Below are 18690 nucleotides of genomic sequence, written 5' to 3'. Positions count from 1 at the left end.
GGGATATTGAGAAGTTATTAGTGAAGTAAAAACTGATAGAAAAGTATCGTAATTAATAAGGGGAGAACCAATCAACGGTTTTCCCCATAAGTATTAAAATTAATTTGATTTAAGTTTTGAACCTGAATTTTGTTCTTTACTAAAATCGGCTAATTATAAAGGGTATCGAACCGCCCCACACTTCTCAAACAATTTAACTCTTCACACTTTAACAGAGTGGGGGTCAGACCCCGTGACCTGCTTCTTTGTTTTTGTTAATCCTTTATATGCAACTGCTCCGCCTATCGCACCGATAATCGGTCCAATCACATAAACTGGAAACTGTGCCCAGCTGATCGTACCACCTGCTAAACTATTCATCACATAGGGACCAAAAGTCCGAGCGGGGTTAAACGAAGCACCAGTTGCCCCAGCCGTTAACATGATAATTCCTCCTACCGTCAATCCAATCACAAGTCCTGCCCAGTTTCCCGGGGCTTCTGAATCAACAGCAATTCCCATAATTACAAACATAAGTACAAATGCTGCAATCGCTTCCACAACTATGCCTTGTACATAGCCCGTACTTGAACCAAGTGAAGTTGCACCTAACCCACCAAGATGGATACCATCCATTCCAAGAACAGCAACAATTCCCATTGCACCGATGATACCGCCAACACACTGAGAGATGATGTACGCGGGGACGTCTTTCCAAGCAAAGTGACCGGTGACGGCTAAACCAATCGTAACGGCAGGATTAATATGACAACCAGAGATTCTTCCAATTGTAAAAATCATCGCCATGACGACAATCGCAAAGGCAACACTTATAACGCCGATATCCGCAAGCGTCGCCGCCGCATTATTACTTGCTGTAATGACCCCATTAAACGCCGCTGTTCCAGCACCAATGAGTACGAGTAAAGCAGTTCCAATACCTTCAGCTACACATCGTTTGAACAGAACTGGGGGTTCCATGACAGACCTCCTCTATTTTACAAGTCCATGCGGGTCAATGACAAACTTTCTCGCTGCACCTTGATCAAACTCTTGATATCCTTTTGGCGCATCATCTAAAGTAATAACCGTTGCATTAACAGCTTTCGCAATTTGTGCTCTTCCACTTAAAATCGCTGCCATTAAGTCACGGTGGTATTTCATAACAGGTGTTTGTCCGGTTACAAAGGTATGGGCTTTTGCCCAACCAAGGCCAAGGCGTACCTTTAATGTCCCAATTTGTGCATCTTCATCAATTCCACCAGGATCACCTGTTACATAAAGCCCTGGAATACCAAGTCTCCCGCCGGCACGTGTTACGGTCATAATTGAATTAAGTACGGTTGCCGGCGCTTCTCCTGCATTTGCTCCATGTCCTGATGCTTCAAATCCCACGCAGTCAACGGCACAGTCGACTTCAGGAACCCCTAAAATTTGTTCAATTTGCTCACCAAGATCCGGATGTTCACGAAGATTTACTGTTTCACATCCAAAGCTTTTTGCTTGTTGTAGACGCTCCGCGTTCAGGTCACCGACGATGACAACAGCCGCACCGAGTAATTGAGCTGAGTGTGCTGCTGCTAATCCAACTGGACCTGCTCCAGCAATATAAACCGTCGAACCTGGTTTAACTCCAGCACTGACTGCACCGTGATAACCTGTTGGAAAAATATCTGAGAGCATGGTTAAATCTTTAATCTTTTCCATTGCCTGGTCTTTATCCGGGAATTTTAATAACTGAAAATCAGCATATGGAACCATAACATATTCTGACTGACCTCCAACCCATCCGCCCATATCAACATAGCCATAGGCTGAACCCGGACGATCAGGATTTACATTTTCACATATATGAGTATCACGCTCTTTACAGCTGCGACAGCGTCCACAAGCAATATTAAAAGGCACAGATACGAGGTCGCCTTTTTTAATGAACTCAACATCACTTCCAACTTCAATAACTTCACCTGTAATTTCATGGCCAAGAATAAGTCCGGTTGGAGCAGTCGTTCTTCCGCGCACCATATGTTGATCGCTTCCACAAATATTCGTTGTGACAACTTTTAAAATGACACCATGGTTACATTTGCGACCAACATTTAGTGGATTAACACCAGGGCCATCTCTTAACACTAAATCGGGATAACCTATATCCTGTATTTCCACCTTACCTGGTTTTATATACGCGACTGCTCTGTTTCCACTCATTTGCAATTCCCCCTCAAGATAAATGTTAGGTAGTACACTTTACAAATTGCAAGAAGCGTGCCAAGATCCAAACTTTTATTTAGAGCCACTTTTTATGATGAGTGGGTATTAAACCTGCTAATTTTCTGAACAATAACTGTCCTATTTTAGGACAGTTGTTCATTTGAACTTGGAAATATTTTACCAAGTAGTATAATAGAATTAGAGTAAACCTTTCTATTTAAAGGGGGACAAGCAAATGCTACAGGGAAACCTTGTCGAGCGGGTTGATATAATCGACCGTTCTTGGAAGCGTTGTCAAACCTATGGACTTTCACCCTTCGACCCTATGGATGACTCAATTTTAACTGGTAGTGATTTAGAGGAGGTATTAACTGAAAATCAGTCGATGATTCGGCACGCAACATTCATTTTAGAAACCCTTTATCCTGCCATTCACTCACAAGGACTCGTCACGGTGATTGTTGATCGAAATGGAACCATTATTTACAAAGTAGGTCATTTGGATCGTAATGAGACGATCGATTATTTGCCAGTTGGTTCCAATTGGTCTGAAAAAAGAAAAGGCACCAATGCGATGGGACTCGCCATCTACGAAAAGAAACCAATCATTACGCACGCTGAGCACCATTTCTACGTAAAAAATCACTTTCTTACCTGTGCAGCTAGTCCCATTTATTCTCCAACTGGCGAGTTAATTGGTGCGATTAATATTAGTGCAAAAAAAGAGAGGTATCACCCTTTTACAATTTCCTTAACCATGATGATCGCCGAAAGTATACAGACCCGGCTACTTCTTGACCAGACTAAGCAAGAAAATGTGTTAGCAATAAAAGAACTTGAGGCAACATCAAACTTATCAACCGTTCCGCTTCTTACCCTTGACCGTGAAAATACGATTATTCGTGCCAATCAAAAAGCCCGCTTAATCTTAGGAGAAGATTGTATCGGGGATGAGTTTCATGTCGCAAAAGGGTACTCTGTTGAGGTCATCTCAGATCAATTACATAAAGTTTACAGCTCAGTTGTTTCTTTAAACAAAGCAAACAAAATGGACGAGGTGGCAAAAAAACTATATAGCACCTCAGATATCATTGGCTCTTGTCCCAAAATAGAAAAGGTCCGAAATATGATAACAAAGGCAGCTGTTTTTGATTACCCTGTTATTATTTACGGGAAAAGTGGAACAGGAAAGGAACTTATTGCACAATCATTACATAGCCATGGAACACGATTCGGGAAACCATTTGTCGCTGTAAACTGTAGCGCGATTCCGGAAAATCTTATCGAAAGTGAATTATTTGGCTACGAAAAAGGGGCATTTACAGGGGCAAACATCAAAGGATCTCCAGGCAAATTTGAAGCAGCAAATGGCGGAACCATCTTTCTCGACGAAATTGGCGATATGTCCTTAAAGGCCCAAGCAGCTTTACTCCGTGTCTTACAAGAAAGTATTGTTACACGAGTCGGCGGTGTAAAAGTCATCCCGATTAACACAAGGGTTATCGCGGCTACAAACAAAAACTTACGAGAAGAAATGAAAGCAGGACGCTTTCGAGAGGACTTGTACTACCGGCTTAAAGGAATTTTCATTACCCTTCCGCCACTGAGAGAGAGAACCGACATCCTTGAATTAGCAGAGCATTTCATCCATACATTAGACTATTCATCAGTCTCGTTATCGGATGAAGCAAAGGAAAAAATCCTTGCCTATCATTGGCCGGGAAACATCAGAGAACTTATAAGTGTTCTCACTCAAGCCTCCTTTTTGGCCGTAGGAAACGAGATTAAAGCAGATGATTTACACTTTGAAGATGTGTATGAACAGCAAACTCGGCAAATAGCCATTATAGAAAATAAACCTTCTTCACTCGGACAGACGGAAAAAGAAGCCATCACCCAAGCACTAACATCTTCTGGATGGAATATAAGCAAGGCTGCGAGGATGTTGAAGATTAGTCGAAATACGCTGTATCTTAAAATGAAGAAGTATGAATTGTGAAGCAAGGGGAAGGTTCGAGACGGGTGAAAAAGAAGCGAAGTAACTTTTATAGAGGGAGAGGGAATAGCTTAAAAGGTAGAGCTAATTCTTTGATAAAAGTAAGCTAAATTATATACAATATGTCTTGAACAAACCATGTTTTGTAATCTATTAAGAAGAGGATGATTTCATCATGAGCAATCATGACGCAAAAAAACAAAATATCCTTGCTGCATTTAATTTTCGCCATGCAACTAAGGTATTTGACCCAACGAAGAAAATTTCCGATGAAGATTTTACATTCATTCTAGAAACAGGCCGTCTGTCTCCAAGTTCGGTTGGATACGAACCGTGGAAATTTCTTGTTGTGCAAAATAAGGAGTTTCGTGAAAAGCTAAGAGAGGTTTCATGGGGTGCCCAAGGACAGTTGCCGACTGCAAGTCATTTTGTAGTTATTCTTGCACGTACAGATGTAAGATATGATTCTGAGTATGTGCAGCAGCTGCAAAAGCATGTAAAGCAGATGCCTAATGATTTACTAGAGACCCTAAAGCCTAGATATAGAAGCTTTCAAGAGGAAGATCAGCATCTTTTTGAAAACGACAGGGCATTGTTTGATTGGGCGAGCAAGCAAACATATATTGCACTAGGCAATATGATGACAGCTGCGGCGCAAATCGGTATTGACTCTTGTCCAATTGAAGGCTTTAGTTATGACAAAGTTAATGAGATTTTGGCGAAGGAAGGACTTCTTGAAGATGGCAAGCTTGCCGTATCTGCTATGGTTGCATTCGGCTATCGCAAAGAAGATCCGGTACGTCCGAAAACGCGACGAGCTATGGAAGATGTTGCACAGTGGATTAACTAACAATAAGAGAGTAAAAACTTATGTGAAATAATTGATAAACTACATTTTATTATATTTTAGTAATCCAAACACCGGTTTTTCTCAGCTCTATTTAGAAATAAAAATGATGACAGAGCGCCGTTGTATTAAAATTTAACAGCAATAAATTTAAGTCTTTCCAAAAGGGAAAGGCTTTTTTTTCGTTATAGTTTTATATCTTGGTGCTTTAAAAACAGATTAGGTAGGCTCCAATTTCTCATTAAAAAGTTTTTGGAATTGGTAAAAAAGACCGAATGGAATCTACAGGTTTACATATTCTTGTAAGGATCTCATAATAAAAAGATGAACATTAATATAAAAATAGTAAATATCGTTAAGTTTTTAAGTGTTTTAAGAACGATAAATGGTGATATAAAGAATAAATTTAAATAAATGGTCAAAAGTTGTTTACTTATCAGATAAGTTAGTGGTAGTATTCTAATATAAAATTTTAATAGTTTAAAGCAATCATTATTTATTTGATGGAGGGGTTTTATGGAAGGGTATAGTTCACTTTCAAAAAGGTTTAAGAAAGAATACAAGATATATATTGTAGCTTTTCTAATTCTGTTAATTGCAGATTCGATTGGTTCATTCGCAATTCCGCTTGGTCCTGGTATGGTGTACATATTCCCTATTTTTTATGGGATCATTATTGGTTTGATTTTAGGCCCCGACCTAATAGGATTTTTTAAAAAGGAAGAGGTAAAAGCAGCATCTCCTTTAGTTTTAGTGGCCATTGCTCCTTTTATTGTGAAGCTTGGAATTCTAGGGGGAGGCAATATCCCGAAACTTCTTGAGGTTGGACCGGCTTTATTACTTCAGGAACTGGGAAATATTGCTACCGTGTTTATTGCTTTGCCATTAGCACTTTTTCTTGGGTTGAAAAGGGAAGCTGTAGGTGCAGCACACTCCATTGATAGGGAAACGAATCTAGCCTTAATAAGCAATCTATATGGTCCATCGTCACCTGAAATGAGAGGAACGTTATCTGTCTATATCATTGGCGGGTTAATTGGAACCATCTACATGGGTTTTTTAGCTACTTTAGTCGCATCAACAGGGTTATTTCATCCATATGCGTTAGGAATGGCATCAGGTGTGGGTTCAGGAATCATGATGGCTTCTGCTACTGCCAGCTTGGCTCATATGTATCCTTCATTCGCTGAAGAAATCTTAATGCTTGGTGGGGCAAGTGATATGCTGACAGGATTAACCGGTATCTACGCTGCGTTATTCATTGCATTGCCTCTTGCAAACAAGCTTTATAGCGTTTTAGAACCCAAAATAGGTAGAAGTAGAAAATCCAAAACAGACATGTCGAACAACGAAGAGAGGGAAATAGGATGAAGATGAAGGAATGGGTTGCTGTATTAGTTTTTGTTGCCATTGCCATTATCACTTCTAATCTAATAGGGTACGATGTATCCGTCTTTGATTCTTTAACTGGAGTTCTGATTTTATGTGGCATTGCTCTCATCGCGGTATTATTATCAAAGGTCATTCCATTGAAAGTGCCAGTTATTCTTTTATGTTCATTATTAGGTTTATTATTCGCTTCGCCTATCTCTCCGATAGGTGATCTAGTCACAGAATCAACAAGTGTAATTGAATTTAAAGCTCCTCTTACGATTGTAGGTGCATTAGCTGGGATTTCTATTGGGGCAAGTTTTCACTTATTTAGAAAACAAGGCTGGAAAATGATTGTTATCGCTCTGGTTGTGATAACAAGTACGTACGTTGGTTCTTTAGTCATTTCACAGCTCGTCCTAAAACTTACAAATGCAATTTAATAGAGAGAATTCTATAAAAAAACTAGAGGTTGGATCATATGAAAAAATTAACCGAAATTGATTTAATGATTAAAGACTGTTCCATCTTAACAGCTGATTTTGAAATAAAACATAAACAGTCGATTGTCATTAAAGACAGTACAATTTTAGCCGTGGATGATGCTTCTGTTATTGGTAAAACCTATCAATCAATGTCATCTATCGATGGTAAAGGAAAGCTATTCATGCCTGGTTTTGTAGATGCGCATATGCATACATGCCAGCAACTATTAAGAGGGAGAATTGCTGACGAATATCCAATGATTTGGACTCGCATTATGGTTCCGTTTGAAAGCAACCTAAGAGAAGAGGATGTGCATATAAGTGCACAACTAAGCTGCTTAGATATGATTAAGAGCGGAACAACTGCCTTTGTAGATGCGGGTGGTACTTTTATGCATAAAGTTGCGGAAACGGCGATACAATCCGGACTAAGAGGCACGATTACCTGCTCAACGATGAATGCAGGAAACCAAATTCCCGAAAACATGAAATCAACAGAAGAGGAGTTACTAAAAAGGAACACTCAGTTATTTAATGAGTTTCATGGTTTAGGAGATGGAAGACTAAACGTTTGGTTTTCTCTTCGTTCGATCATTTCATGTACCCCAAGCTTGATTACAAAAGTATTTGAAAAAGCAAAAGAACTAAATACGGGTGTTCAAGCACATATGAATGAATATCCAAATGAAATTAGCTTTTGTTTGGAGAATTTCCAGAAGAGACCTTTTGAATTTCTCGAATCATTAGGTGTTCTGGATTTGAATTTCCTGAGTGCACATAGTATCCTTCTTTCCGAAAATGAAGTTGACATCCTTAAACATTACGATGTAAAAGTTGCTCACTGTCCAATAAGCAATGCGGGGAAGGGAATCCCAAAAACCCCAAGCTTATTACAAAAAGGGATTAGTGTCGGGATTGGGACAGATGGCGCTGCACACTCCGGATTAAGTGTGTTTGATGAAATAAAAACATTTAAATCGTTAATGAGGGCTTTTTGGGGAACACCGATTTTCGATCCAAAGGTCATGCCTGCAAAGAAATTATTAGAACTAGCTACATTAGGGGGCGCAAAGTCCATGTTGCAGGGTGATAATTTTGGTACGATAGAAGCAGGTAAAAAGGCAGATTTAATCGGTATAAATATTGATCAGCCACATATTCTACCAACACATAATTTGGTCAATAGTTTGGTAGAATCAGTAAATAGTACAGATGTATCCGATGTGATTGTAAATGGACAAGTCATTATGAAAAATCGGGAAGTACTTACACTGGATGAAGAAAAAATTATGTTTGAAAGTAAATTGGCTATGGAAAGCATGTCACTCAGAGCTGGAATTTAGGCAGCTTAAACCTCCTAAAATGGTAAAAGCAATAATGAAAAGAAGTGAGGGTTAACATGCTGACATATTTATTTGTAATGATTTTGATTGCTAATTTTTTTGTAGGAGTACTACTAGGAATCTCCAGTATTGGGGGATTCCTTCTTCCTTTGATCTTTGTAGGTTTTTTAGATATGCCATTAAGGGATTCACTTGCGTTAAGTTTTTTTTCATTTGCTGTGGCTGGCTTAATTGGCGCTTATTATTATTGGAAATCGGGGAACATGGATGTAAAGCTAGCTACGTTTCTTTGTATTGGAAGTATCCCCGGGGCTTTGATAGGAGTAAAGCTTAATAGTTTAATTCCTGATCATACAGCCAAACTCCTGTTGTATCTTTTCGTTCTTATATCGGGTGTTTTACTGTTATTAAAAAGTAAAAAGAGCAATCGTAACGTTTCAGCTAAAGCTCACAAACCCTCCAAACTACTGGAAAGTAAGACTTCAACCATTATTATCGGTTTAATCTCGGCTGCTATCTGCTCGTTAACGGGGGCTGGAGGTCCAATATTATTGGTGCCGTTGCTTTCTAATTTAGGAGTAAGCATAAGAGTAGCGGTCGGAGTCTGTTTATTAAATTCTGTCGTGATCGCCATCCCTTCTGTATTTGGTTATTTTCAATATTCGGATATGGAGAATTTCTCACTATTGTTAGTTGCCAGTATAATTGGGCAGATTATTGGAACGATAACAGGCTCAATTTTTTCAAATAAAGTTAAATTAAACCACTTAAGTATTTCCATTGCAGCGCTAACGATGATATCATCAACTTATATGATCATCATGCTATTCATATAGCATGATGTATTGTTTTTAGTTTATCAAAGTAAGGATAAGGATGGTAAAATGTCTCTTCGAAATATCCCAAAGGTACATAAACAAACAGCTGTTAAACAAGCTATTGAATATTTGAAAAAATATATATTAGAATCGGATAATCCAGATCAAAAAAAACTTCCCTCGGAAGCTCATTTAGCCGCGGAACTGGGAATTAGCAGGTTAACGGTCAGAGAAGCTCTTACCGTACTCGAAAATGAAGGGTTTATTACAAGAAGCCAGGGAAGCAGTAGTACGATTACTACTTTTGCAAGAAAGCTTACTGAGAAAATTGACCATGCCGGAGAACTAAAGAAGTTTATAAAAGACTGCGGCTACGAAGTGTTGATTGATAACATTACGTATTCCTGGGAAAAGTCTACTAAAGAACAAGCAGAAGCTCTAAACATAAACCGCGGCGATGAATTACTTATCGTAAAAAAACGGTTTTGTGCAGACAATAAGCCGGCTGTTTACTGCATTAACAGAATACCAAGAATCTATATGAACAAAAAAACGTTCACTGACCAAGAGGTAGGAGAAGACATCTTTTCCTTCGCTGAAGAAAATAATAATTTTTACTTTAGTAATGATTTAATGGAACTTGTCCCAAGTGTAGCTGATGATGAAATTGGAGAAATGCTACATTTAGAAAAAAACACTCCTTTATTGCGACTGGATATCACAAAATATACAGACAAAGGGATTCCTGTCATGCTTAACACAGAGTACTATGTTCATGAGCTGATAAAATTCACTGCGAGTAGAACGATTACTCATCATTGACAGCTGACTAAATATAGTTTGGACCTTGTAAACAAAAAGGATTTTCGGATTGGATATTCTAAAGCTAATAATTGGAAATTTGAATATGACTATAAGAACTTTAATAAATCTGAACCCTCCCTTTGGAGGGTTTTTCTTGCTTCTTTTTGAGAATTTTTCAGTTGGAATTTGGGTCTTTACTCTAAGCTGAAGTCCTTAAGTTAAGAGAGTTCTTGCAAAATCTTAAAATGTTGTAAAGGATTCAGAAGATATGTATTAAGATAGTAAAAACTTGCTACTTGCGATAAGATTGACGGTACAATTACGTTTCAAGGGCGACAGTACGGATAAATTAGGATAGAAAAAGAAATAACAAGAAGAGGATTTTTCGAAATAGGAACGTATGTTCTGTTTTGTGTTATAATAGAATTGCAATAGCTAGATAAACTCAAGGGTGGTCGGCGTTCCCCCGGATTGAAAGGGGGTGATGCTTATGTTGACAATATTTCAAACGTTAATGCTGATGATTGCATTTGCAAGTTTGGTACTGTCTATCATAGATTTTAGAGACAAAAAATAACCCACCCTTGAGCTTTGCCGGCGATAGGTGAGTTATCTTCCAAAATCGCTGATCCCCTTGATGGGAATCAAGCTATTGTATGACTGTTTGGTGTAATAACACTGAACAGTCTTTTTTAGTTTATGCAAACTACTATTATTATTATAACCAAAGATATCTGTGTTGGAAAGTTATTGTATAAGATAAATAACTAATAGGATCTAATTTATGAAAATAATTAGAACTTAATTTATGAAGGGAAGGATAACTTTGTCAGTATATTCATTTTAAACAAAGCTAGCAAATGGAGAAGAAATTAGTCTGGGTGCCTATAAAGGAAATGTCATGTTGATTGTCAATACAGTCAGTAAATGTGGATTTACACATCAATATGTAGGACTCGAAAAATTAGGCACGAGCAAGGCTAAATACCGGGCTCGTGTCCTTTTTTTGCCTTCATTCAATTTTTGTTGTAATAGGGGTAACATCATGAAACGATGGAAATCTCCTTCCTCTTTGAGAATAGTGGATATTTTATATCTATATGAAATCGATTTCCTTTAGAAATTAAAGTAAGATATTTAGTTTCTTGGTATTGATAAAATCTAGTGGTTGATATAATAACTCTGTAATAAAAATTAGCAGATAAATAATGAAAACTATAGTAAGCCTTTTTATTCTTTATCTGCTAGCAAACTATTAATAGGAGGGTGGATTGCAAATTTTTTGTAAGCCTTTTCAAATGATGAAGGAGTTGAAAACATGCTAAAAGTTTTACGTAAACCTATTATTACTGGATTAGCTTTGGCCTTATTATTACCAACAGGATCGAATGCTTTAGCTGACACTACGAAGATTGAAAAAAAACCCACTATTAGCGCATTAACAGCACCAAAATTGGATCAGAGATATAAAGATTTTTTCACTATTGGTGCAGCTGTTGAGCCTTATCAATTATTAGATAAAAAAGACTCTCAAATGTTAAAACGCCATTTTAATAGTATTGTGGCAGAGAATGTCATGAAGCCTGTGAATATTCAGCCAGTAGAAGGTCAATTTAACTTTGAAGAAGCAGATAAAATTGTCAAGTTTGCAAAGGAAAATAAAATGGACATTCGCTTCCATACCCTTATTTGGCATAGCCAAGTACCAAATTGGTTCTTCAGTAATAAACAGGGTGAGTGGATGCCAAATGAAACAGATCCAGTAAAGCGTGCGGCAAACAAAGAGCTATTATTAGAGCGTTTAGAAACTCATATTAAAACAATTGTTGAACGCTATAAAGATGATGTGAAATCTTGGGATGTAGTCAATGAAGTCATCTCTGATGGAGGTGGGTTACGTACCGATTCTAATTGGTATAGAATTGCAGGACCAGACTATATTAAAGTTGCTTTTGAAACAGCGAGAAAATATGGTGGAGAAGACATTAAGCTTTATATCAATGATTACAATACAGAGGTAGAACCAAAGAGATCTAGTCTTTACAATCTAGTTAAGGATTTACTAGATCAGGGTGTTCCAATTGATGGTGTTGGTCATCAGGGACACATCCAAATTGGATGGCCTTCTGAAGCAGATATTGAAACGTCAATTAACATGTTTGCCGAACTGGGATTGGATAACCAAATTACAGAACTTGATGTTAGTATGTATGGCTACCCCCCAAGAGCGTATCCAACTTATGCCGCTATTCCAGAATTTAAATTTATGGATCAAGCAGCTCGCTATGATCGTTTGTTCAAGTTGTATGAGAAATTGGGCAATAAAATTAGTAATGTGACATTTTGGGGCATTGCCGATAACCATACCTGGCTCGATGACCGTGCAAATGTTTACTATGATGCAAATGGTAACGTTGTAACAGATCAAAATGCACCATATGCAAAAATTGAAAGCGGAGCAGGAAAAGATGCACCTTTCGTATTTGATCCAGATTACAATGTAAAACCAGCCTATTGGGCAATTATCGACCATAAATAGGAGTAAAGTAAATCAGCTTTGTGTTGACAGAGCTGATTTTTATATTGGAAAGAACACATATATAATGGCACCCTTAAGACAGGATGCCATTTTTGTATTGATTAGATCATTACAGCACTTCTCGGATTTAAAACACATCCTAATAAAAACACAGAAATTAAAGTGACCATGAAGTAGGTTGGCATTATATTTTTTTAGGTTTGAAGGAACTAGTAGAAACAGGAAAAATTTCATATCCATCATTATAATTTAATTTAAAAGTAACAGAGGTTTTACTTAATAATGGATATAGCCTTTCATATGTGAAAGATGTCTATGCACAATTGAACTAGGTTAAATTTAAGTAAAAGGGCGCCAATCTTAAGGAATTGCCGCTCTTTTTGCATTTTAGGGCTATATTGTGGAACAACTCTTTTATTACGTTGTAGACTTTATACTATTCAGTAGAAAAAGATATTCTAAAAAGGTGATAATCGTTAAATACACTTCTTTAAAAGGTAAACACTACTACATCCTTATGTCTGCGAACACCACTCAAACCACGTTGAGTGTGTTGCGTTAATTAGAGCGGATATTTAGAAGGTTTTATGTCCCCTCACTGGAAGGCTTGGGATTTTAAAAGAAAGTAATATTCTTACTGGGACAAGATCGAGGAATTTATATCTAATGAAATGAGTGTATTAAGCGAAAAGTTAGTGCGCCTGTCCTTATTTCAATTCTCTCTGAGAGTTTTAATCCAAAAGCTGGCGGACCAGCTTTTTTTCGGAGACCTGTTGCATTTTGAAAACAAATGCAAGGAGCTGCCTCTCAGTCACACATGACCAAGGACAGCTCCTTTTGCTTCTATTGATTTTATTGACAATTCCAAAGAAGAATAATACCTTCTAAGACAGGTGCACCTGAAGTGCCGGCCAACGAATTAGTAGGACGTACTAACACTCGCGAGTTTGGCGTAACGGCTGCAGCGGTAGGAAGTTCTATTCGGGATGACCAAGTAGGTGGGTCTTCGGGAGTAGCAAATAACTGGTTTATAAAGGTTCCAGTCCCGGGAATAAGAATTTCACATGTATACTTGTCAAAATCACCGAAAAATTGAGGTTGCGGTAAGGTTACCATAATGCTTACAGCCTGACCTCCTCTTGGACCAAAATTCACAAAAGCTACGCCGCCTGTACCGAATGGTGCCCTCCCTCGGGGCTGTAAAGACGTACAACACGGGTAAGGAATTAAACCTGGAACGCAGAGAATGTCACCGGGGAATAATACATTAGGATCTGGAATATGGGGATTGTTGACTGCAAGTGCTTCTATTCTTACTCTAAACATCTGTGCAATGGCATAAAACGTGTCTCCTGGTATTACGGTATACCGACCCAAAAACCCCTGTGGACAGTTTCCTGGTATTCTTGCTCTCTGTCTATTCATAAATACTGCCTCACATTGTAGAAACCTTATTTATGGTATGTGGTAACGTTTAAAATGGGTATGATTTTTTGTAATCTTGAATTATTTATCATCAAAACAGTATTTTTTTAGTAACCATTTTAAAGCATCTCTGAAAAAGGTTAAGTTTTGTCCGTTTAGTTTGAGGCCCAATAGTGGTTACGCAACTCTTACGGATAAAAGTAACAGATTCATTTTGCTGCGCTGAACAAGAAAAGGAAAACACCAGAAAACACCAGGACGGTTCGTATGTTTCAAAAAGTTTTCGAAAGGAAACAGTAGATCCTTCCCCGTGTTTTCCCTGAGATTGCGGAGTAACCCTTATGTTCTGTATTACACAATTACTTCACAGTAAACTAATACCGCACAATAATATGATGATTATTAGGTGACTTTGTGAAACAATGTACTTAAGCTAAACGTGGCAGGTTTGTTCAATAAGAAATCACAAAAGGAGGATCATTTACTATAAAATAAGATTTGACCTATTAGTGTCTAATAAAAAAGTAATGCAAAAAATTGAGATGATGCACATTAGTATTATTACACGACAAAAATAAAAAAATATGGAGGTTAGTAATGTTATTCATGATATTTGGAGTTATTGCAATAGTAGCAACTTTTATAAATCTTTATATGTATAAAGTAGGAAAGGATTATAAGATTGCTATGGCGATGGGATTATCATTTACAGCATTAACACTTTGTGCAGAATACAGTCTTGTATCGGTGTGGGTAGAAGTGGAAGATTGGGCAGCTTTAATGGATGTAGTACCTGGAATGAAAAGGGCATTATGGTTTTTGACAATTGTTTCTATCTTACTAAATATAGCACCTATACTTTTAGAACGAAAAGGTAAGAAATAATGACTTATTGTCACATCATTTATATAATATGCAATTATTGTGTAAGTCTTATGTATAACTAACGGGGTCGTTTCTTTAAAAAGGAATGCTCTTCTCGTATCTAATTAAAAGGAAGTAAAGGTTATTATTATATTAAAGATGGTTGCTCCTCTATTATAGGTGGAGATAGCTTTAAAACGATATATACTACAATATTAACTTTGGAGGCACACCACTGAATTAAGACTTTTAACGGAAATTGAGTTCTTGATATATCCCGTCAAGTACATATTATGAAACAGTGCTTTAATAAAGGAGTTATATAAAATGAATGAAAATAAAGGTACAGAAATAAAACACTCTTCAAAAGCAGAAAACATTCTAACTCAGATCAATAGTAAAACTAAGCTAGGCGACTTACGAAAAATCGCGAAGGACATTAAAAAAGATCACGAACTAGCTATGGAACTTTGGTCAACCAAAGAGTTTTTGCCCAGACTATTAGCAATCTTAATTATGGATAAAAAACTTCTTTCACAAGATGTGCTAAATAAGCTTGATAAGGATATGCAGACTCATCCTTTTGTTGAGCGAAATAACTTAATGGATTGGTTAATGGCTAATCAGCTCACTAAAGACAAGAAGAAAATTGCATTGATGGAGTCATGGGAAAATAGTCCTTCTGCTCTTCAAAGGAGAGCTTTCTGGTATTATCAAGGGCGATTAAGATGGACTGGACAAACACCGCCTGATAACACCGCAGACTTACTATCTGCTTTAGAAGCTAATATTACGCAGGAAGAACCGGAAGTTCAATGGGCAATGAATTTCACCGCAGGCTGGATAGGCGTTTATGATGAAAAGAATCGCGCACGTTGTATTAAACTTGGTGAGAAAACGGGTCTTTACAAAGATGAAATGGTATCAAAAGGATGTACTCCCAACTATTTGCCAGAGTTCATTACCATTGAAGTTAACAAACGACAAAATAATTAGTTACCTCTGAAAAATTATTAGGGTTAATGCCAAAAATAAAGGAATTCAAAGCCTCAATATGAAAATTGTAATAGGCTTGGACCGAAAAATATAGAAAACAACGTGTTTTGGCAGCTAGTTAGTAAAATATGCAAGGAAGAGGTAAAGGATTAACCCACTATCTTATCTTTTGGAGACAAAAAAACCCACCCTTGAGCGTTGGAGTTCAATAGGGTGAGCCCTTTACCTTAAAACGCTGACTCCCTTGTAGGGAACCTGCTATTGTATGACTGTCTGGTGTTACAGCACCGAACAGTCTTTTTTTAGTTTATTCAAATCTACTATTATTATAACCAAAGATATCTATGTTGAAAAGTCATTGTGTTAGAGATGCCAAGAAATTCAGTTGTTATTTCTTAGAAATCCAAACGCTCTTAACTTCAGTGTAGTTGTTCAATGCGTAAGATCCCATTTCACGGCCAATACCCGATTGCTTGTAACCGCCAAATGGTGATGCTGCATCAAAGACATTGTAGCAGTTTACCCACACTGTTCCTGCACGAAGGTTTTCCGCAATATAGTGGGCTTTTGCCACATCCCTTGTCCAAACTCCTGCAGCAAGTCCATACTCACTATTATTTGCACGAGCAATCAGATCATCTATATCATCATAAGGCATAGCTGAAATAACAGGACCAAAGATTTCTTCTTTCGCAATTGTCATGTCATCATTCACATTTGTGAAAATAGTAGGAGAGACGAAGTAACCTTCTTCATACGGTTTTGATCCACCTACTAATAGTTCAGCACCTTCACTTACACCTTTTTCAATATAGCCTAATACACGGTTTTGTTGTTCTGTTGAAACAAGTGGACCAATTTCTGTATCAGCGTGGATTCCTGATCCTTGTTTGATTTTTTCTGCGTGACTCACCATATCTGCCACGACATTATCGAATTGTTTCTTTTGAACGAATACGCGGGATCCAGCACAGCAAACCTGCCCCTGGTTAAACATAACCCCGTTTAATGCACCTGGAATGGCTTGTGTAAGGTCAGCATCAGGTAAAATGATGTTCGGAGATTTTCCGCCTAATTCAAGTGTGACTCGTTTTAGCGTTTTAGCGGCCTTTTCCATAATTAATTTTCCAACTTCAGTTGATCCTGTGAAGGCAATTTTATCTACTTGTGGATGGTCGACAAGCGGCTGACCTGCCGTCTCACCAAAACCAGGAACAATATTAAGTACTCCTGCCGGGAATCCAGCTTCTTGAGCTAATTCTGCTAAGTATAATGCAGATAAAGGTGTTTGTTCGGCAGGCTTTAATACAACTGTACAGCCAGTTGCCAAAGCAGCGCCCAGCTTCCACATTGCCATTAATAATGGGAAGTTCCAAGGGATAATTTGTCCGACTACACCAACAGCCTCATGACGGGTAAAGTTAAAATACGGTCCATTGACTGGAATTGTTTGACCGACGATCTTTGTCGTCCAGCCTGCGTAATAACGCATATGTTCTATAGCTAAAGGAATATCAGCATTCGTTGTTTCTCTAATTGGTTTACCATTATCTAATGTTTCTAATTGAGCTAAATCATCTTTATGTTCTTCCATTAAATCTGCCAGCTTGTACATTAAGCGGCTTCTCTCAGCAGTTCCCATCTTAGACCATGGACCTTCATCAAAGGCTTTGCGAGCAGCTTTTACAGCTAAATCAATGTCCTCACGACCTGCTTCAAATACATGTGCTAGCACTTCACCTGTAGCCGGGTTATAAGTCTCAAATGTTTTTTGCGAAACACTCTCCACAAACTCTCCATTAATAAAGAGCTTCTTCTTTCCATTCAGAAACTTTTCTACTCTTTCTCTTAATTGAACTACTAATTGGCTCATGCTATTCCTCCTCATGATTTGTATTATGTAATGGTCGACACAAGAAAAATAAGTGTCAAAATATTACACTTACAAAACTAGTTTTACATAGTAATAGGAAGAAGTGCAAGGAAAACGCTTCCAAATAATTTGACAAAGTATTTGGATTGGGTGCCAGTTATCATCATTTCTTGTCGAAGTTGATAGAATTTTAGATGGTAGGTTTTATCAGAAATATCTCCTACAGATATTTGTGACTTGATTGAAACTATGTAATGTCCGATTAGAAACAAAGCGTCCTGCATAAAAATTCTGGACGCTTCTAAAATAGGAAACTAAACATATTACGATAAAAATATAAAATTCAGATTGTTAGTAATCAAGAGAAATCAAATACATAAACAATTATTGACAACATACGCAATAGAACAATGTACCGGACATTATAGCATTACCAAAGGAACTTGGATTATCAGAAAAGGTTGCAGTTACTAATTGTACTGAAGAGAATGATCGGCTAGTTGACCCATTTGGTTCTGGGGTAATTGCTAACACTTCTTCATCATTTTCATCAAATACTCTGAATGTTACTGGACAATCGGAAAAATTTGAAAAACTAAGTACTGCGCCGACATTTACAGAACTAGTTTCTGCTTCATATAACACTACTTCCTGACCAACACATGGTCCAGATTGAAAGGTATTGATATTCGCAGAAACTACATTACAATTTACATGCCTTAATCCCAAATATAACACCACTTTCTGTTTAATTTACTAAATACTATGAACATAATGATCGATTGATTGGACCAATCACCTCAAATGAGCTAGCTTTTTTATAAGTCATTTAGTAATGGTAGTTGTAATCTTTAATAAAAGGATGCTACTTTCTACATTAAATTAAGGTAATAAGACTCAATAATTGTTGATGTAAATCAAAAGAGAGGTGCTGAACACTATGTGATTTGCACCCCTTTTACATTCCTTCGTTAAAAGGGTGTGCCAAAACTGGTACACCCTTTTGTTTATACTAAAAACAGGAATAACAACCCATGAATAAACTGGATATTTAAAGCCTATTCAATAATAGATCATTCATCACAAGACAAACCTACCATAACTGGATGGAAAAAGTGTAAAATAATAGGGGAACTTGT

Annotated in this window: 16 protein-coding genes and 1 pseudogene; 12 read left to right on the top strand and 5 right to left on the bottom strand. The window is 37.5% G+C overall.

The features are described from left to right. Positions 1 to 201: 201 nt before the first annotated feature. Together HWV59_RS14765 and fdhA are read right to left on the bottom strand one after the other, a co-directional pair. Positions 202 to 960, bottom strand: a complete 759-nt coding sequence (locus HWV59_RS14765; RefSeq protein ID WP_175639309.1) for an MIP/aquaporin family protein — start codon at positions 958 to 960, stop codon at positions 202 to 204. A 12-nt stretch (positions 961 to 972) separates the two neighbouring features. Continuing rightward, positions 973 to 2187 (bottom strand): formaldehyde dehydrogenase, glutathione-independent, encoded by a 1215-nt coding sequence (gene fdhA, locus HWV59_RS14760; RefSeq protein ID WP_175639308.1) that lies wholly within the window; start codon positions 2185 to 2187, stop codon positions 973 to 975. A gap of 238 nt (positions 2188 to 2425) precedes the next feature. On the opposite strand from fdhA, the gene HWV59_RS14755 reads away from it, so the two are divergent. From HWV59_RS14755 to HWV59_RS14715, 10 genes and pseudogenes are all read left to right on the top strand, one after another. Then, a complete protein-coding gene (locus HWV59_RS14755; protein WP_175639307.1) occupies positions 2426 to 4189 on the top strand; it encodes a sigma-54-dependent Fis family transcriptional regulator in 1764 nt (587 codons plus the stop codon). 172 nt (positions 4190 to 4361) lie between these two features. Next, the gene (locus HWV59_RS14750) at positions 4362 to 5036 is read left to right on the top strand and encodes an NAD(P)H-dependent oxidoreductase (RefSeq protein ID WP_175639306.1); all 675 of its coding nucleotides are present in this window, start codon (positions 4362 to 4364) and stop codon (positions 5034 to 5036) included. Between the two features lie 513 nt (positions 5037 to 5549). Continuing rightward, positions 5550 to 6404, top strand: coding sequence for a DUF3100 domain-containing protein (locus HWV59_RS14745; protein ID WP_102231586.1), 855 nt, complete (start codon positions 5550 to 5552; stop codon positions 6402 to 6404). Then, positions 6401 to 6847 carry a hypothetical protein gene (locus HWV59_RS14740; RefSeq protein ID WP_102231587.1) on the top strand — a complete coding sequence of 149 codons (447 nt, stop codon included), beginning with the start codon at positions 6401 to 6403 and terminating at the stop codon, positions 6845 to 6847. Before HWV59_RS14745 ends, HWV59_RS14740 begins: the two co-directional genes overlap by 4 nt. Before the next feature lie 38 nt (positions 6848 to 6885). Next, positions 6886 to 8232, top strand: a complete 1347-nt coding sequence (locus tag HWV59_RS14735; protein ID WP_175639305.1) for an amidohydrolase family protein — start codon at positions 6886 to 6888, stop codon at positions 8230 to 8232. A 56-nt stretch (positions 8233 to 8288) separates the two neighbouring features. Continuing rightward, positions 8289 to 9068: a sulfite exporter TauE/SafE family protein gene (locus HWV59_RS14730; protein ID WP_175639304.1), complete on the top strand. Its 780-nt coding sequence runs from the start codon at positions 8289 to 8291 to the stop codon at positions 9066 to 9068. Between the two features lie 48 nt (positions 9069 to 9116). Beyond that, positions 9117 to 9872 carry a GntR family transcriptional regulator gene (locus HWV59_RS14725; protein WP_175639303.1) on the top strand — a complete coding sequence of 252 codons (756 nt, stop codon included), beginning with the start codon at positions 9117 to 9119 and terminating at the stop codon, positions 9870 to 9872. A 466-nt stretch (positions 9873 to 10338) separates the two neighbouring features. Next, entirely contained in the window at positions 10339 to 10431 is a 93-nt protein-coding gene (locus HWV59_RS27555; protein ID WP_407941578.1) for a putative holin-like toxin, read from the top strand. A gap of 291 nt (positions 10432 to 10722) precedes the next feature. Continuing rightward, positions 10723 to 10974, top strand: a pseudogene (locus HWV59_RS27305) (hypothetical protein); the annotation flags it as partial. A 198-nt stretch (positions 10975 to 11172) separates the two neighbouring features. Beyond that, the gene (locus HWV59_RS14715) at positions 11173 to 12393 is read left to right on the top strand and encodes an endo-1,4-beta-xylanase (protein ID WP_175639302.1); all 1221 of its coding nucleotides are present in this window, start codon (positions 11173 to 11175) and stop codon (positions 12391 to 12393) included. Positions 12394 to 13245: 852 nt separating this feature from the next. Here HWV59_RS14715 and HWV59_RS14710 read toward each other — a convergent pair. Continuing rightward, the gene (locus tag HWV59_RS14710) at positions 13246 to 13818 is read right to left on the bottom strand and encodes a LysM peptidoglycan-binding domain-containing protein (RefSeq protein WP_175639301.1); all 573 of its coding nucleotides are present in this window, start codon (positions 13816 to 13818) and stop codon (positions 13246 to 13248) included. A 597-nt stretch (positions 13819 to 14415) separates the two neighbouring features. Between HWV59_RS14710 and HWV59_RS14705 the strand changes: the two genes are divergently transcribed. Then, complete coding sequence (locus tag HWV59_RS14705; RefSeq protein ID WP_175639300.1) at positions 14416 to 14703, top strand: hypothetical protein; 288 nt, start codon at positions 14416 to 14418, stop codon at positions 14701 to 14703. Between the two features lie 306 nt (positions 14704 to 15009). After that, on the top strand, positions 15010 to 15678 hold the full coding sequence (locus HWV59_RS14700; protein WP_175639299.1) for a DNA alkylation repair protein: 669 nt from the start codon (positions 15010 to 15012) through the stop codon (positions 15676 to 15678). A gap of 388 nt (positions 15679 to 16066) precedes the next feature. Here the strand turns inward: HWV59_RS14700 and HWV59_RS14695 are convergent, their stop codons facing one another. Next, the gene (locus HWV59_RS14695; RefSeq protein WP_175639298.1) at positions 16067 to 17551 is read right to left on the bottom strand and encodes an aldehyde dehydrogenase family protein; all 1485 of its coding nucleotides are present in this window, start codon (positions 17549 to 17551) and stop codon (positions 16067 to 16069) included. A gap of 384 nt (positions 17552 to 17935) precedes the next feature. Next, positions 17936 to 18280, bottom strand: a complete 345-nt coding sequence (locus tag HWV59_RS14690; RefSeq protein ID WP_102231603.1) for a hypothetical protein — start codon at positions 18278 to 18280, stop codon at positions 17936 to 17938. Positions 18281 to 18690 lie beyond the last annotated feature (410 nt).

The sequence above is a fragment of the Metabacillus schmidteae genome, assembly GCF_903166545.1.
Classification (GTDB): domain Bacteria; phylum Bacillota; class Bacilli; order Bacillales; family Bacillaceae; genus Metabacillus; species Metabacillus schmidteae.
Note: the sequence above shows the minus strand (reverse complement) of the source record. Positions and strands in the feature narration are given on the sequence as shown.

Coding starts and splice junctions, on each gene's coding strand:
- HWV59_RS14765 (WP_175639309.1), bottom strand. CDS start 960: ATGGAACCCCCAGTTCTGTTCAAACGATGTGTAGCTGAAGGTATTGGA.
- fdhA (WP_175639308.1), bottom strand. CDS start 2,187: ATGAGTGGAAACAGAGCAGTCGCGTATATAAAACCAGGTAAGGTGGAA.
- HWV59_RS14755 (WP_175639307.1), top strand. CDS start 2,426: ATGCTACAGGGAAACCTTGTCGAGCGGGTTGATATAATCGACCGTTCT.
- HWV59_RS14750 (WP_175639306.1), top strand. CDS start 4,362: ATGAGCAATCATGACGCAAAAAAACAAAATATCCTTGCTGCATTTAAT.
- HWV59_RS14745 (WP_102231586.1), top strand. CDS start 5,550: ATGGAAGGGTATAGTTCACTTTCAAAAAGGTTTAAGAAAGAATACAAG.
- HWV59_RS14740 (WP_102231587.1), top strand. CDS start 6,401: ATGAAGATGAAGGAATGGGTTGCTGTATTAGTTTTTGTTGCCATTGCC.
- HWV59_RS14735 (WP_175639305.1), top strand. CDS start 6,886: ATGAAAAAATTAACCGAAATTGATTTAATGATTAAAGACTGTTCCATC.
- HWV59_RS14730 (WP_175639304.1), top strand. CDS start 8,289: ATGCTGACATATTTATTTGTAATGATTTTGATTGCTAATTTTTTTGTA.
- HWV59_RS14725 (WP_175639303.1), top strand. CDS start 9,117: ATGTCTCTTCGAAATATCCCAAAGGTACATAAACAAACAGCTGTTAAA.
- HWV59_RS27555 (WP_407941578.1), top strand. CDS start 10,339: ATGCTTATGTTGACAATATTTCAAACGTTAATGCTGATGATTGCATTT.
- HWV59_RS14715 (WP_175639302.1), top strand. CDS start 11,173: ATGCTAAAAGTTTTACGTAAACCTATTATTACTGGATTAGCTTTGGCC.
- HWV59_RS14710 (WP_175639301.1), bottom strand. CDS start 13,818: ATGAATAGACAGAGAGCAAGAATACCAGGAAACTGTCCACAGGGGTTT.
- HWV59_RS14705 (WP_175639300.1), top strand. CDS start 14,416: ATGTTATTCATGATATTTGGAGTTATTGCAATAGTAGCAACTTTTATA.
- HWV59_RS14700 (WP_175639299.1), top strand. CDS start 15,010: ATGAATGAAAATAAAGGTACAGAAATAAAACACTCTTCAAAAGCAGAA.
- HWV59_RS14695 (WP_175639298.1), bottom strand. CDS start 17,551: ATGAGCCAATTAGTAGTTCAATTAAGAGAAAGAGTAGAAAAGTTTCTG.